The organism is Streptosporangium minutum (assembly GCF_002149035.1).
GTDB lineage: Bacteria > Actinomycetota > Actinomycetes > Streptosporangiales > Streptosporangiaceae > Streptosporangium > Streptosporangium minutum.
The window spans coordinates 19,478-33,838 of sequence record NZ_NGFP01000080.1; the positions used below are offsets into that span (position 1 = coordinate 19,478).

Sequence of the window (14,361 nt, forward strand, 5' to 3'; positions counted from 1 at the left end):
AAGTTTTGTCTGTAGCAGACACTCTGGAGAAGCCCATGTCTCTTGCCGGAGCCCCGGAGCAGGCGGATGTCGCGCTCGCCCGCCGCCAATCGCTGGCCGACCTGCTCCGCCGGTCCGCCCGGCGCCATCCCCACCGGCTCGCCGTGTCGGACGGCGTGAGCAGCCGTACCTACGCCCAGCTCGACGAGGACGTCTCCAGGATCGCCAACGCGCTCCTGGAAAGGGGGGTGGGCCCCGGCGACCGGGTGGCGGTGCTCTCGCGCAACAGCGTCGCGTACGTCCAGACGATCTTCGCCGTCGCCCGGGCGGGCGCCGTACTGGTGCCGATCAACTTCATGCTCCGGGGCGAGGAGGTCGGATACGTCGTCGGTCACTCCTCCGCCGTCGCCCTGCTCGCGCAGGACGAGCTCCTCCCCGTCGCAGAGGAGGCGATCAAGGCGACGGACCGCCTGCGGACACGGATCGTGTACGGCGAGGCGGCCGGAGACTGGGAGCCGTTCTCGGCCCTGCTGGACCACGGGGACTCCCGCGAGCCCGCGGTGCCCATCGCGCCGGACGCTCCGGCCCAGATCCTCTACACCTCGGGCACCGAGTCGCGCCCCAAGGGCGCGGTGCTGTCCCACGCGGCGCTGATCGCCCAGTACGGCAGCTGCGTCATCGACGGCGGCATGGACCGCGACGACGTCGAGCTGCACTCGATGCCGCTGTTCCACTGCGCGCAGCAGCACTGCTTCCTGGTGCCCGACATCCAGCTCGGAGCCTCCAGCGTCATCCTGCCCGGACCCGACCCGGCCGCGGTGCTCGCCGCCGTCGAGAGCCATCGGGTGACCAAGTTGTTCGCGCCGCCCACGGTCTGGATCGCCCTGCTGCGCCACCCGGACTTCGACAGGCGCGACCTCTCCTCGCTGCGCAAGGGCTACTACGGAGCGGCGATCATGCCCGTGGAGGTGCTCCGGGAGATCGGCGAGCGGCTGCCCGGCGTGCGCCTGTGGAACTTCTACGGCCAGACGGAGATGGCGCCCGTCGCCGTCATGCTCCAGCCCGGGGACCAGATCCGCAAGGCCGGATCCGCAGGTCAGGCCGCCCTGAACGTGGAGACCCGCGTCGTGGACGCCGAGGGCCGGGACGTGCCCACCGGTGAGATCGGGGAGATCGTCCACCGGAGTCCGCACGCCATCCTCGAATACCTCGACGACCCGGAGAAGACCGCCGAGGCGTTCCGCGGCGGCTGGTTCCACTCCGGCGATCTGGGGACCATGGACGAGGAGGGCTACCTCACGGTCGTCGACCGGATCAAGGACATGATCAAGACCGGCGGGGAGAACGTCGCCAGCCGCGAGGTCGAAGAGACGATCTACGAACACCCCGCCGTCGCCGAGGTGGCGGTCGTCGGGGTCAGGCATCCGAGCTGGATCGAGGCGGTCGTCGCGATCGTGGTGGCCAAGGCCGGTGCGGCCGTCACCGAGGAGGAGCTGCGGGCGCACGCCCGTGAACGGCTGGCGCCGTTCAAGGTCCCCAAGGCGTTCGCGTTCGTCGACGCGCTCCCGAAGAACCCGAGCGGCAAGATCCTCAAGCGTGAGCTCCGGGAGCGGCACGGCGAGCTCGCGGACCGGATCGCCGGCGCGGGCGCCGGGCGCTGAGACCCCGGGACGCCATCGGCCGTACGGGCGGCGCGCCCGGCTGCCCGTACGACGATCCCGGGGCTCCGGCCCCGGCTTGGGGGGAAGAGTTTCCAAAGCTGCTGGTCAGCGAAGGTATTGTCCATATATGTGCGTTAAGTCACGTCGATATATGTGCGTTAGATCACGTCTATCGACAGGACGGGAAGCAGCGTCCGGCCGTCCTGTCATCGGCCGGGGAGTCGGCGTGCGGCGGCGGGGGGACATGATCACCCCGCGGTCGCGGGCCGGGGAATGAGGCGCTGACCGTGGCGGGACGATTCCTTCCCCCGGACGGCGGGCTCGGCGGGGACGGCCTCGACGGGCTGGCAGGGGGCCTCCTCTCCATGCTGGAGGACGTCGGCGCCCACGCGGGGGCGATCTACCGCCTGGCCCCCGACGGCCAGGTGCTCGAACTGACGGTGATGCAGGGGTTGCCACGGGAGTTCGTCCGGCCGTGGGAGCGGGTGAGCCTGACCGCCCCCGTCCCGGTGGCCGACGCCTCACGGGAGAGGCGGCTGGTGTGGGTGGGAGGCGAGGAGGACATGGTGCGCCGCTACCCGGGCATCGCGCTCGCCCTGCCCTACGACTTCCGCATGGCCGCACTGCCGCTGGCCACCGCCACGGCCGACTGCGGAGGGGTGTTCGTGCTGTGGCCCGCCTCCCATCCCCCGCGGCTGTCCTCCGGCGAACGCGGCCGTCTTACGGCCGCGGCCGCCGACCTGGCGCGGAAGCTCGAGGAGTCCGGCCGGCCGGGCCCGCCGGATCCGGGACCGCGCACCCCCGTCCCGCCCAGCGCGGTTCCCCTCGAAGGGCTCGGGGCGATGGTGGCACGCCTGCCCGAGGGGATATGCGCCATGGACGACCATGGCCGCCTCACCTTCATCAGCCCGCGGGGGGCCGCGCTGATCGGCGAGTCGCCCCGGCGGCTGATCGGCGCCCAGCCCTGGACGGTGCTGCCCTGGCTGAACGATCCGGTGTACGAGGACCGCTACCGCGCAGCGATGATCACTCAGCAGCCGGCCTCGTTCGTGGCGCTGTGCCCTCCGGACCGCTGGCTGTGCTTCGACCTCTATCCGACCGTCTCCGGCATCACCGTGCGCATCACCCCGGCTCTGGTGGAGCCGGAGAACGTCCCGGTCCTCACGTCGGCGGTCGACTCGGCGATGCCCACCCGCGTCGGGGCGATCTACCACGTACTGCATCTGGCCAGCGCGTTGACGGAGGCCGCCTGCGTGCAGGACGTGGTGGACCTGGTCGCCGGCCAGATCATGCCCGCCTTCGGCGGTCAGGCCCTGGCCCTGCTGGTGGCCGAGGACGGCCGGCTGGGCGTCGTCGGCCACCGTGGCTACCCGCCCCACATCATCGAGCAGTACGACCGCCTCCCGCTGACCTCGCCCACCCCGAGCGTGCGGACGATGGTCACCGGAGTGCCCAGCTTCTTCGAATCCTCCGAGGAACTGAACCAGATCTACCCGCTGGCCGTCGCTCCGGACGACGGGATGGCGGCCTGGGCGTTCATGCCGCTGATCGCCTCGGGCCGGCCCGTCGGCACCTGCGTGCTCGCCTTCTCCCGGCCCCACCACTTCACCGTCGAGGAACGCGCCGTGCTGACCTCGCTCGGCGGGCTCATCGCCCAGGCGCTGGAACGCGCGCGTCTCTACGACGCCAAGCTGGAGCTCGCCCACGGCCTGCAGGAGAGCCTGCTGCCCCACGCCCTCCCCCGGCTGCCCGGCCTGACCGCGGCCGCCCGTTACCTGCCCAGCACCGAGGGCATGGACATCGGCGGAGATTTCTACGACGTCATCCGGCTCAGCGATGACACCGTCGCCGCCATCATCGGCGACGTCCAGGGACACAACGTCACCGCCGCGGCCCTCATGGGCCAGTTGCGCACCGCGGTGCGCGCCTACGCCACCATCGGCGCCGATCCCGGCGAGGTCCTGGCCCGTACCAACCGCCTGCTGGCCGACCTGGACCCCGACCTGTTCGCCACCTGCGTCTACGTCCAGCTCGACCTGCGCCACCGCAGGGCGTGCCTGGCCCGCGCCGGCCATCCCCAGCCCCTCCTGCGCCACCCCGACGGCGGCGTGCGGGTACTGGACGTGCCGGGCGGCCTGCTGCTGGGCCTCGACCCCGAGGCCCGGTATCCGTGCGTGGAGATCCCCCTGCCGGTCGGCTCCGTCCTGGCCCTCTACACCGACGGCCTGATCGAGACCCCCGGGGCCGATCTCGACGACGCCCTGGCCGAACTCGGCGTCGAGCTGGCGCGCCTCGGCGATCAGCACCTCGACGAGCTGGCCGACGCCATGATCCGGCACGCCCGGCGGACCAGCCGCCGCGGCGATGACATCGCCCTGCTCCTCCTGCGTCCCACTGCCGAGCCCGATCCCTGATCCCCGCTGCCGGGCCTGCTCTCACCCGTCTCTCTGCGCCTCCACCAGGACCTCACCGGCGTCCGTCCGGTAGTAGAGCACGGACCGCCCGGCACGCCGGCGCCGGACCAGCCGGGCGTCGAACAGGACCTTGAGGTGGCGGCCCACCGACCCCAGCCCCTGGCCGGTCAGCGCCACCAGCTGGGAGGTGCTCTTCGGGGTGTCGAGGAGGACGAGGACGCCCGCCCGCGCGGGCCCCAGCAACGCTCGCAGGGTGTCGGGCACCGGCGCCCGGCCCGCCTCGGCCAGGGCGCCCGAGCACGGGTACACCACGGCGTACCGGTGCGGCGCGTCCCACGAGACCCAGCTCTGGCAGGGTGTGACGGGGACGAGCATCAGCCGGGCGCCGGAGAGCTCTCGCGGCGGGTCGTCGCCCGTGGTGATCTGCAGCCGGCTCTCCCCGAGCCAGCGCATCCCCGGGCGCATGCCGTCCAGGACGGCGGCCCAGCCTCCCTGGCCCAGCCGCGCCGTCCGCGCGATGACGTCGGCCTCGATGATCCGCCGGCTCTGCGGCCAGGAGGGGAGCACCGCTTCCGTCCACACCCACTCCAGGAGGTCGGCGGCGCGTGCCGGCAGATCGGAGCGGTGCAGCCGGACCGGGAGCGGGCCGCCCAGTGACACGGCCAGGTCGGCGCGGGCGGCCTCGGGCGGCGTCTCGCGTATGCGCGCCAGCTCCTCCTCGAACGCCTGCTCGCCCTCGCCCACCGGCGTGGGGGTGAGGAAGGTCGCGTTCCAGCCGCGCCCCAGAGCGGCCCGTACGAGCAGCGCGGTGACCTGGTCGCCTGCCAGCCGCTCCCGGTAGCCGGGCAGGTGGGCGTCGAGCCACGCGCGCTCGCCCGGGTGCGCGGCCGTCCCCCGATCCAGGGTCTTCAGCCTCGCGGTGGCCTCGGCCAGCGGGGAGACGACGAACCTGCTTCCCGCGAGCGTGTCCGCGTTGACCTGCCACCAGCCCACTGTTCCCCCTCCCCGCGAAACGGTAACGTGCCGGCGGTCGGACCGCCGGGACTCCCCCTCGCACGCCTGCCGCGGGCCCCTTCCGGACGCCGGAGCCCACGCCGTACGGTGGCCGGGTCACGGCCGGGCTCCGGCCGCACGGCGGCGGGGTGAGCGGCGTGCCCGGTCCGGCACGGGGCGAGCGTCGCGCTCGCATCCGGCGCCACGCCTCACACGGTGATGACGACCTTGCCGCGCGCGTGGCCTCCTCTCAGATACCGGATGGCCTCGGGGACCTCGCTCAGCGGGTAGGTCCTGTCGACGATCGGCGTGACCTTGCCCGCCTCGATGAGCTCCCCGCAGTACCGGAGGTCCTCCTCGCGCTCCGCCGACATCAGCGCACGCAGCCTCTGGCGCACGAACGGCGCCAGCAGGAGTGCCCGGAGCTGGCGATCCGTACCCTGCAACCACCGTCCTCCCCCTTCGCCGCCGACGATGACGAGGGTTCCCCGGGGGGTGAGGGCGCGCCGGAGGCGGGACAGCGAGCGGCGTCCCGCGGTGTCGAGGATGAGGTCGTAGCGGCGCGCCCCGTCCGCGAAGTCCTCGCGCGTGTAGTCGATGACGTCGTCCGCGCCGATCGACCGGACCAGGTCCGTCTTCGTGGTGCCGCACACGCCGGTGACGTCCGCGCCGAACGCCTTGGCCAGCTGCACCGCGAACGTCCCCACGCCTCCGCCCGCGCCGATGACCAGCACCCTCTGGCCCGCCCGGACCTGTCCCCTGTCGCGAAGTCCCTGGAGGGCGGCGACGGCGGAGGCGGGGACCGCCGCCGCCTGCTCGAAGGTGACGTTCGCCGGCTTCCGGGCGAGCCTGTCCTCCCGGGCGCAGGCGTACTCGGCGAAGGAGCCGCCGCAGGTGCCGAACACCTCGTCGCCGGGCCGGAACCGGGTCACGTTCCGGCCGACCGCCTCGACGCGCCCGGCGACGTCCAGGCCCGGCACCCGGGACCCCGGCCTGAGCAGCCCGAAGCCCCCGATGCGGACGACGTACGGCAGTCCCGTGACGAGGTGCCAGACTCCCTGGTCCACGCCGGCCGCGTGGACGCGTACGAGCACGTCGTCGTCCCCGGCGACCGGCTTGTCGATGTCGCCGAGCCGCAGCGCGTCAGGTGAGCAGTAGGCGTCTCGGACCATCGCCTTCATCGTCGTCACGTCGCCTCCGGTGTCAGTGGGCATGATGGCCGGCCTTTCGGGTGAGCGCGGCTCGGGCCGCGGCTGGAACACACTCGTCCCGCCACTGAGGGTTCGTCCCCTCCCCCGGCTGCCGGACGATCGGCGGCGGCTCCGCGGTCGAGGCCACGGCCTCTCCCCGTCGCCGGAGATCGACGCAGTCGGGCGGGGGACGGCGCGGTCGCGCGCGCCGGGCCCGGCGAGGACGGCTACGCCTCGGTGTCCGGATACTGGAAGACCTCGTCGAGCGGGACCCCGAACACCCGGGCGATCTGAAACGCCATCTCGAGCGAGGGCGAGTAACGCCCCCGCTCGATGGCGATGACGGTCTGGCGGGTCACGCCGATGCGGTCCGCCAGGTCCGCCTGCGTCATCTCTCCGTGCGCGAACCGGAGGGACCGGATCGCGTTCGTGACCCTGGTGGGCTTGACCACGGCTAGAAGCCCCGGCGGTAAGCGACGATCTTCGTGATCGAAGAGGCGAGCGCGTCGAGGACGAATGCCAGGTAGAGCGCGTTGGCGATCCAGAAGTTCTCGTACTCCGCCAGCGTCAGGGCGAGCGCCGCCACGCCACCGGCGGCGAGGACGTAGTACCCGGCGCGCCGGCCGTGCCGATGGATGTCGGCGTCCCGCTCGTCCTTCCTGTCCGCCTCCCCGGGCGAGGCGATCCCGGCCACGATGTGCGCGACGACGTTCACCGCCAGCGCGACGCCGATGGCCGTGAGCATCGGCCGCACGTAGGCGATCTCCGTGACCTCCGCTGCCCGGACCTGCCCGAGGACGGTCGCGAAGTAGACCAGGGACACGCCGGCCGCGACCACCGCATAGATCCACGCGCGCTTCTCTTCGAATGACACGCCCGCTCCCCATGTAAAACAAACTTGACATTGATGAATGTAAAGCAAAGCCGACATAACGTCAAACATTTTTAACTTCCACCTGGTCACGGGCCTGCGGGCGGCGCCATCCGCTCACCGTCGTCGCGGATGCGGCCCCCGACCGCCTCAGCGCCACCCGGAGGCGGGCCGGAACCCGGGGGGAAGCTGCCACGCGGCCTTGACTTATATAAGCAGTCTCTAATATTTTCTCTCGTCATGCGGGCGTTCGAGGTGCCGGCGTGCGGCGCGATCCCGTCCGGCCCCGCACCCCGCATCCGGAGCCGCCCGCCGCGGAAGCGGACCGGGGCGGACGTGAATGCCGGCTCCGCGATCCCGGCGAGGAACCAGGTCAGAGGAGAGCTTCATGATCGATGTCACTCAGCAGATCAACGCCGTACGGCGCGAGGTCGGCAAGCGCGTACTGGAGGCGGGTGAGGCCCGGATCGTGACCGTCAGCCAGACCTACGAGGCCGATGTCGAGGACGTCTGGGACGCCTGCACCGATCCCGAGCGCATCTCCCGGTGGTTCCTGCCCGTCTCGGGTGACCTGCGCCTGAACGGCCGCTACCAGCTTCAGGGCAACGCGAGCGGGAGGATCGAGCGCTGCGACCCGCCCGCCAGCTTCTCGGCCACCTGGGAGTACGGCGGGAACGTCAGCTGGATCGAGGTCCGGCTGACGTCCGCCTCCGGGGGCGGGACCCGATTCGAGCTCGAGCACACCGCTCACGTCGACGACGAGCAGTGGGCCCAGTTCGGACCCGGCGTGGTCGGCATCGGCTGGGATCTGGGACTCATGGGCCTGGCCACCCACCTGTCGTCCGGACAGGCCGTGGACCCGCAGGAGAGCGCGGCATGGACGGCGTCCGACCAGGGCAGGCAGTTCATGTCGCTCAGCAGCCGGCAGTGGTGCGATGCGAGCATCGCCGCAGGCACGGACGGAGCCGAGGCGCGGGCCGCGGCGGACCGGACCACCGCCGCCTACACCGCCACCCCCTGACGGGGCCCGCCGTCCCCGTCAGGCAGGCGGCTCCGCCGGGCCGCGGCGGTCAGGCGCCGCCGGTGCCCATGTCGTCGACCAGGGCCGTCGTGTGCTTGGCCGCGCGGAACACCGGGTTCTCCAGCACCTCGCGCAGGAAGTCCAGGGTCGTGTGCACCCCCCGCCCGGAGACGCGGAACTCCTCCAGGGCACGGCCGGCCCGCGCGATGGCCTGCCGGCGGTCCGGGGCCCAGACCGCGACCTTGGCCAGCAGCGGGTCGTAGTCCGCCGTCACCCGGAAGCCGGGATAGCCGTGGGTGTCCACCCGCACGAACGGGCCGCTCGACGGCAGGAACTCCTCGACCACGCCGGGCGTCGGCAGGAACCCGCGGCGGGGATCCTCGGCGTTGACGCGGCACTCGATCGACACGCCCCGGGGCTGGACGTCCTCCTGGCGGATGGACAGCCCGTACCCGGCAGCGACGCGGAGCTGCTCCCGGACCAGGTCGACGCCGGTCACCAGCTCGGTGACCGGGTGCTCGACCTGGATCCGGCAGTTGACCTCCATGAAGAAGAAGTCGTCACCGTCGACGAGGAACTCGTAGGTGCCGGCCCCGGCGTAGTTCACCTCCCGGGCGGCGTGCACCGCGGCGGCGCAGATGCGGTCGGCCAGCTCCCGGGGAAGCCCCGGGGCGGGCGTCTCCTCGATCAGCTTCTGCCGGCGCCGCTGCACCGAGCAGTCCCGTTCACCGAGCTGGACCACGCCTCCCGCGCCGTCACCGAGCACCTGCACCTCGATGTGCCGGGCGTTCTCCAGGAACGTCTCCATGTAGAGACGGGGATCGCCGAAAGCCGCCTGGGCGCCGGCACGCGCCTGCGCGTAGGCACGCGGCAGCTCCCGGGCGTCCCGCACCACGGTCATACCGCGCCCGCCTCCGCCGGCGGTGGCCTTGATGATCACCGGGTAGCCGATCTCGCCGGCGACGGACTTGGCCTGCTCCAGCGTGACGAGCGACCGTGAGCTGCCGGGAACCACCGGCAGCCCGGCGGCCTGGGCGATCTCCCGGGCCTGCGCCTTGTCGCCGAGCCGGCTGAGCAGCGACGCGGAGGGACCGATGAAGGTCAGCCCCTCGGCTTCGCAGATCTCCGCGAAGTCGGGGTCCTCCGACAGGAAGCCGTACCCGGGATGCACGGCGTCGGCACCGGTCTGCAGCGCCGCCGTGACGATCGCGGCGGCGTTGAGGTAGCTGAGCCGGGGGGACGGGGGGCCGATGCGGACGCACTCGTCGGCGAAGCGGGCGACGGCGGACTCACGGTCGCTGTCCGAGCAGACCGCGACGGTCCGGATGCCCATTTCACGGCAGGTGCGGGCGACACGGAGCGCGATCTCGCCTCGGTTCGCGATCAGGATCGTCGAAAACAATGGGTTCCTCTCAATCGCGGTGGTTCCGAGGACTCGGCTCACACGGGGGCGAGCACGAACAGCGCCTCGCCGTACTCCACCGGTGACCCGTCGGGCACGAGCACCTCGACGACGCGGCCGGGCCGATCGACCTCGACCGCGTTCATCAGCTTCATCGCCTCCACGATCGCCACCTGCTGCCCCGCCACCATCTCGTCCCCGACTGCGGCGAACGGCGGCGCACCGGGTGAGGGGGCGTGGTAGAACGTTCCGACCAGGGGCGCGTGGACGACGAACGGGCCGTCGTCCTCGGGGCCGGCCTCCGGTCCCGCGGGCGCCGCGGCCTCGGGACGCCCCCAGGTGGCAGCCTGCCCGTTCGGTACAGCCTGCCCGTTCGGAGCAGCCTGCCCGTTCGGAGCGGGCCCCGGTTCGGGCCACTCGACCTGGACGAGCAGATCGCCCGCCTGCACCCGCACGCTCTTCAGCGGCCCTTTGGCGGCCTCGATGAGGTTGGCGGCCTGCCGGCAGAGCTCGTCGATCCCGCTCGGCTCGGCACCAGTGGATTCGTTGTTCATATGCACCTCGGCATCTCGACGCCGTATCGCCGAAACCGTCGTCGGCGTTGTGCCACCAGATCGTCAGGGGAGATGGCGACGACCTCGCGTAAGGTCTCCGAGAGCGCCGCGCGCAGCAGTTCGGCGGCCGCCACGGGGTCTCGGTGCGCCCCGCCCTCCGGCTCCGGCACGACCGCGTCGACGATCTCGTGCCGGAGCAGGTCACGCGCGCCGAGCTGGAGCGCCGCCGCCGCCATCGGGGCCGCGGACCGGTCCTTCCAGAGGATGGCCGCGCAGCCCTCCGGGCTGATCACCGAGTACATCGCGCCGGAGCAGGCGAGCACCCGGTCGGCCACGGCCAGGGCGAGCGCACCGCCGCTGCCGCCCTCGCCCGTTATCACCGCCACGATCGGAACGGGGAGCCCGGACATGAGCCGGATGTTCTCCGCGATCGCCCACGCCTGTCCCCGCTCCTCCGCTCCGATGCCGGGGTGGGCACCGGGCGTGTCGACCAGGGTGACGATCGGCAGCCCCAGCTTGACCGCCAGCCGCATCAGCCGTGCGGCCTTGCGGTACCCCTCGGGTAGCGCCATACCGAAGTTGCGCTGGACCCGTTCGGTGGTGTCGCGGCCCTTCTGGTGTCCGAGGACGACGACCGGCCGGCCGTCGAAGCGGCCGAGGCCGCCCACGACGGCCGGGCAGTCGCCGGACATCCGATCGCCTCTCAGCTCCTGGAAGTTGTCCAGCAGCTGGTTCATGTAGTCGAGCGCGGTCGGCCGCTGCTGGTGGCGGGCGGTCTCCACCACCTGCCCGGGTTCCCGTTCGGGCAGCTCTCCGGGATCACGGACGAGGCACTCCCCCGCCGTGGTCGCCGTGGAGGGCTGCGCGGGCGCCTGGGCGTCGAGCAGGCACGCGATCGTCGGCCGGAGCGCGGAGCGCGGCACCACCGCGTCCACGAGGCCGCGGGCCAGCAGGAACTCGGCCGTCTGGAAGCCCTTGGGGAGGTCGGCCTGGATCGTCTGCTCGATCACCCTCGGGCCCGCGAAACCGATGCGCGCTCCGGGCTCCGCCAGGATGACGTCTCCCAGCGTGGCGAAGGAGGCGGCCACACCGCCGTATGTGGGGTCGCTGATGATCGAGACGGTGAAGATCCCCGCCTCGTCCAGCTCCGCGAGCGCCTGGCTGGTCTTCACCATCTGCATCAGCGAGAAGGCGCCCTCCTGCATGCGGGCGCCGCCCGAAGCGGTGACGATGATCAGGGGGCTGCGCGCGCGCAGGGCGGTCTCCGCGGCCACCGCGATGGCTTCGCCCACCCCGACCCCGAGGCTGCCGCCCAGGAAGCGGAAGTCCATGACCGCCGCCACCACCGGATGCCCCATCAGCGTGCCCGTGACGCAGATGACGGCCTCCTCCGTCCCCGTCTGCTCGCGCGCCTGGCGCAGCCGTTCCGGGTAGGGGCGGGAGTCCACGAAACCGAGGGGGTCTTCGGCCACCGCCGGCTGTTCGAGCTGCCGGACCGAGCCGGCATCCAGCAGCTGGCCGATGCGCTGCCAGGCGGTGAGGCGGCTGTGCGCACCGCACCCGGGGCAGACTCGCAGGTCGCGTTCAAAACGCCTGCCGTAGGTCAGTTCTCGGCACCGGGCACAGCTGACCCACTCCGCCGCTCCGGAAGCCATTGTTCGGACGCTCACCCCGGCAGGCTGACACCGTCGGCTCAACGACCGCTGGAAGGCGGCTGAACCTTCCGCGCGGGGCTCGTCCCCGGGCGTCCGCGGCCGGAGGGGTGAGCGCCGTCGCCGGTCCGGCCGCGGACGGCCCCGGGTACGACGACGGCGTTCCGACCCCGGCGGCGGCGGGGCGGGACCCGGCCCCGGGCCTGGGTGACCTCGTACGCTCTCAACCCGCTCGAGGGCGCCTCGCGGCACCGGCGGGTCACGGTCCCTGGCAGGCGCCGCGTGATCAGGCCGCGCTGCCGCCCTGCACCCAGCTGAACTCCCCGGCCACGCGCCTCTTCAGACTCGGGACCTGGTTGGCCACGCGCAGGCGGGTACGGGTGCCCGCGGCGAGCACCGGACCGATGACCGGCCTGTTCATCCGGACCTTGCGGTTCAGGCACTTCCAGTACGAGCGTCCGGCTCCGAAGCCGGATCCGAGCACCTGCGCCTCGTAGTCGCGGATGGCCGCGACGACCGGCCACTGATCCGTCACGGCCCCGGTGAGCAGGCGGCACAGCAGCCCGGCCGCGCGGAGCGTCGCGTTCGCCCCCGTGCCCGGGGCGGGGAACCTGACCTGGCCGGCGTCGCCGAGCAGGGTGACCTTGGTCGCCTCCAGGCGACCGACCGGACGTGACACGACGGCCCGCGTCGCCGCGACCGTGGCCGGGTCCGTCATGTTGACCAGCGCGTGCAGGGCCGGATCCCACCGTCTGGTCATGTCCGCGACGGCGTCGACGACCCTGGTTCCGCGCAGGGCCTCCGGCTCGTCCCGGAACAGGCGCGATGAGCTCATGAGGCCCCACATGAGGTGGTCCCGGGTGTTGTCGTACCGCATGCCGGGCCAGGTCTTGATGAGGGCCGCGTCGACGTTGCCGATGTGGCTTTTCAACTCGCCCTCGCTGTCCCACCGGAACTCCATGGGCTGGGCGATGAAGGACAGCCCCTGACGGCTGCGCACCAGCGATATCCCCCGGAGCATCTTCTCCCACGGCAGCAGCCGGGCCGCCTCGTCAAGGTCCACCTGCCCGTACGCCGCGACGAGACCGCAGTCCTGAACGTCGGCCTGGGGCAGGTACTGGTGCCGCACCTGGGAATGCGGGCCGTCGGCTCCGACCAGTACGTCACCGACCGCCGAGGTGCCGTCCGCGAAGAACGCGGTTATCCGGCCGTCCGGCCGCCGCTCGTAACGGGTGAACTCCTTTCCGAACCGGACGACGTCCTCGATCCCGGTGAGCAGCAGCTGCCGCAACGTCATGAGGCTCGCCGACTTCATGTTCACGGCGGCGGCCGCGCCCGTCTGTCCTGCCACCGGCAGGCTGGTGGTGAACAGCTCGTCGAGCCCTTCCGAATAGATCGTCAGGTGCCGCGGCGGCCTGGCGCACGTCGCGACGAAGGTCTCGTAGAGGTCAGGCGGGAGGACATCGCGCAGCGCACGGCTGCCGCCCGGCCCGATCGCGACGCGGAAACCGAAGGAGCCGCCACGCCTGGCCGGTTCGCGCTCGTAGACGGCCACGCTGATGCCGGCCCTTTTGAGCCCGTGCGCCAGGCTCGCACCGCCCAGACCGGCCCCGATGATCACAACGTGAAGTGCGTGTTCGGACATTCGAGCACCTTCCTTGCCGCCTCGACTGACGCGGCTGGGCCGCGGGGTCGGCTCGGCGCGGTTCTACGAGACGTGGCGGCGCCCCGGGTATCGCCGCCCCGAGCGGGTGGGTCGGTGGGCAACATGAGCTCGCGATGACCACCTACCGGAACAGAGGCCGATGAGCACCCGGCCCATCGAGATATATCTCATATTTACTATCGGTAACATCATTAGTCAACTGTCGCCTTCCTTGGCGGCCGTTATGCAAATAGTGTTCTGCCGGATCAATATCGTGACAACAGGTGACACCGCGAGAACAGGTTATGTACGGGTGGATATCGAACAGGGTGATCTGTTTTAACAGCCACACTTACCTCGCCTCACCGTGTATACACGAGTCGGCCCGCGCCAGTGGACCGACCGGCTATCTGCGGCACACACAGAATGCCGCACGCCACGCACGGACGGCAGGATCGCAATACATCACATGCCCTGATTCCGCGCACTGAATCCGCAGGCGCGGGGGCGGAGGCATGCCAACTCCCGGAACCATTACCGGCCCGCCACGGGTACGGCGCCGCACTGACGGCGGCGGAGGCTCGCACGCCCTTTTCCCGGTCCGCCGGGCGCGCCGTATCCGGCACGGGCGCCACTATGGAGACCCTGCCGCCGGCGGACTCGCCCATCCGGGCACCGCGAAAACACCACCCGGAGCGCGGACCATTGTTTTGGACTTACCGACGCATGCGTGGCGTCAAACAAGGTTTCCGCGTAAGGGCGTCGGCGCGTAATGTGACAGGGCGAATTCGGGGAGTCACCACCTTGTGATCGCCCCGGGCCCTCCCGGGCCGCCCGGCCCTTCCGGTGTCCAGCGGATTCACCAGGGTCACCGGATTCACCCGGTTCAGCGGGTCCGTCGCCCCGGGCGTCGCACGCCCGAACCGGCACCGGTGAACGCTCCGCCATCGGATTCGGCCGCCTGGACGCCGGCGCGGAC

General features: G+C 71.8%; 11 protein-coding genes. 3 read left to right on the plus strand and 8 right to left on the minus strand.

Features of this window, described 5'->3' with window-relative positions:
• The first annotated feature begins 35 nt into the window (after positions 1 to 35).
• A complete protein-coding gene (locus tag CA984_RS18630) occupies positions 36 to 1,640 on the plus strand; it encodes a fatty acyl-CoA synthetase (RefSeq protein ID WP_086574065.1) in 1,605 nt (534 codons plus the stop codon).
• A 287-nt stretch (positions 1,641 to 1,927) separates the two neighbouring features.
• Positions 1,928 to 4,054, plus strand: coding sequence for a PP2C family protein-serine/threonine phosphatase (locus CA984_RS18635; protein ID WP_086574067.1), 2,127 nt, complete (start codon positions 1,928 to 1,930; stop codon positions 4,052 to 4,054).
• Positions 4,055 to 4,075: 21 nt separating this feature from the next.
• On the opposite strand, the gene CA984_RS18640 is transcribed toward CA984_RS18635, so the two are convergent.
• The 4 genes from CA984_RS18640 to CA984_RS18655 all read right to left on the minus strand — a co-directional run bounded on the left by CA984_RS18640 (position 4,076) and on the right by CA984_RS18655 (position 7,111).
• A complete protein-coding gene (locus CA984_RS18640) occupies positions 4,076 to 5,047 on the minus strand; it encodes a helix-turn-helix domain-containing protein (protein WP_086574068.1) in 972 nt (323 codons plus the stop codon).
• 209 nt (positions 5,048 to 5,256) lie between these two features.
• The gene (locus tag CA984_RS18645; protein ID WP_086574087.1) at positions 5,257 to 6,261 is read right to left on the minus strand and encodes an NAD(P)-dependent alcohol dehydrogenase; all 1,005 of its coding nucleotides are present in this window, start codon (positions 6,259 to 6,261) and stop codon (positions 5,257 to 5,259) included.
• Between the two features lie 203 nt (positions 6,262 to 6,464).
• Entirely contained in the window at positions 6,465 to 6,629 is a 165-nt protein-coding gene (locus CA984_RS18650; RefSeq protein ID WP_242676041.1) for a helix-turn-helix transcriptional regulator, read from the minus strand.
• 62 nt (positions 6,630 to 6,691) lie between these two features.
• Positions 6,692 to 7,111 (minus strand): hypothetical protein, encoded by a 420-nt coding sequence (locus CA984_RS18655; RefSeq protein WP_086574072.1) that lies wholly within the window; start codon positions 7,109 to 7,111, stop codon positions 6,692 to 6,694.
• Between the two features lie 385 nt (positions 7,112 to 7,496).
• Between CA984_RS18655 and CA984_RS18660 the strand changes: the two genes are divergently transcribed.
• The gene (locus CA984_RS18660) at positions 7,497 to 8,129 is read left to right on the plus strand and encodes an SRPBCC family protein (RefSeq protein ID WP_086574074.1); all 633 of its coding nucleotides are present in this window, start codon (positions 7,497 to 7,499) and stop codon (positions 8,127 to 8,129) included.
• A 49-nt stretch (positions 8,130 to 8,178) separates the two neighbouring features.
• Here CA984_RS18660 and CA984_RS18665 read toward each other — a convergent pair whose 3' ends face one another.
• The 4 genes from CA984_RS18665 to CA984_RS18680 form a co-directional block, all read right to left on the minus strand.
• Positions 8,179 to 9,531: an acetyl-CoA carboxylase biotin carboxylase subunit gene (locus CA984_RS18665; protein ID WP_086574076.1), complete on the minus strand. Its 1,353-nt coding sequence runs from the start codon at positions 9,529 to 9,531 to the stop codon at positions 8,179 to 8,181.
• Between the two features lie 38 nt (positions 9,532 to 9,569).
• Positions 9,570 to 10,085: an acetyl-CoA carboxylase biotin carboxyl carrier protein gene (locus CA984_RS18670; protein WP_086574078.1), complete on the minus strand. Its 516-nt coding sequence runs from the start codon at positions 10,083 to 10,085 to the stop codon at positions 9,570 to 9,572.
• Complete coding sequence (locus CA984_RS18675) at positions 10,082 to 11,740, minus strand: acetyl-CoA carboxylase carboxyltransferase subunit alpha (RefSeq protein WP_086574080.1); 1,659 nt, start codon at positions 11,738 to 11,740, stop codon at positions 10,082 to 10,084. Before CA984_RS18675 ends, CA984_RS18670 begins: the two co-directional genes overlap by 4 nt.
• Before the next feature lie 283 nt (positions 11,741 to 12,023).
• Positions 12,024 to 13,382 (minus strand): FAD-dependent oxidoreductase, encoded by a 1,359-nt coding sequence (locus CA984_RS18680; RefSeq protein WP_108724591.1) that lies wholly within the window; start codon positions 13,380 to 13,382, stop codon positions 12,024 to 12,026.
• Between the last annotated feature and the right edge of the window lie 979 nt (positions 13,383 to 14,361).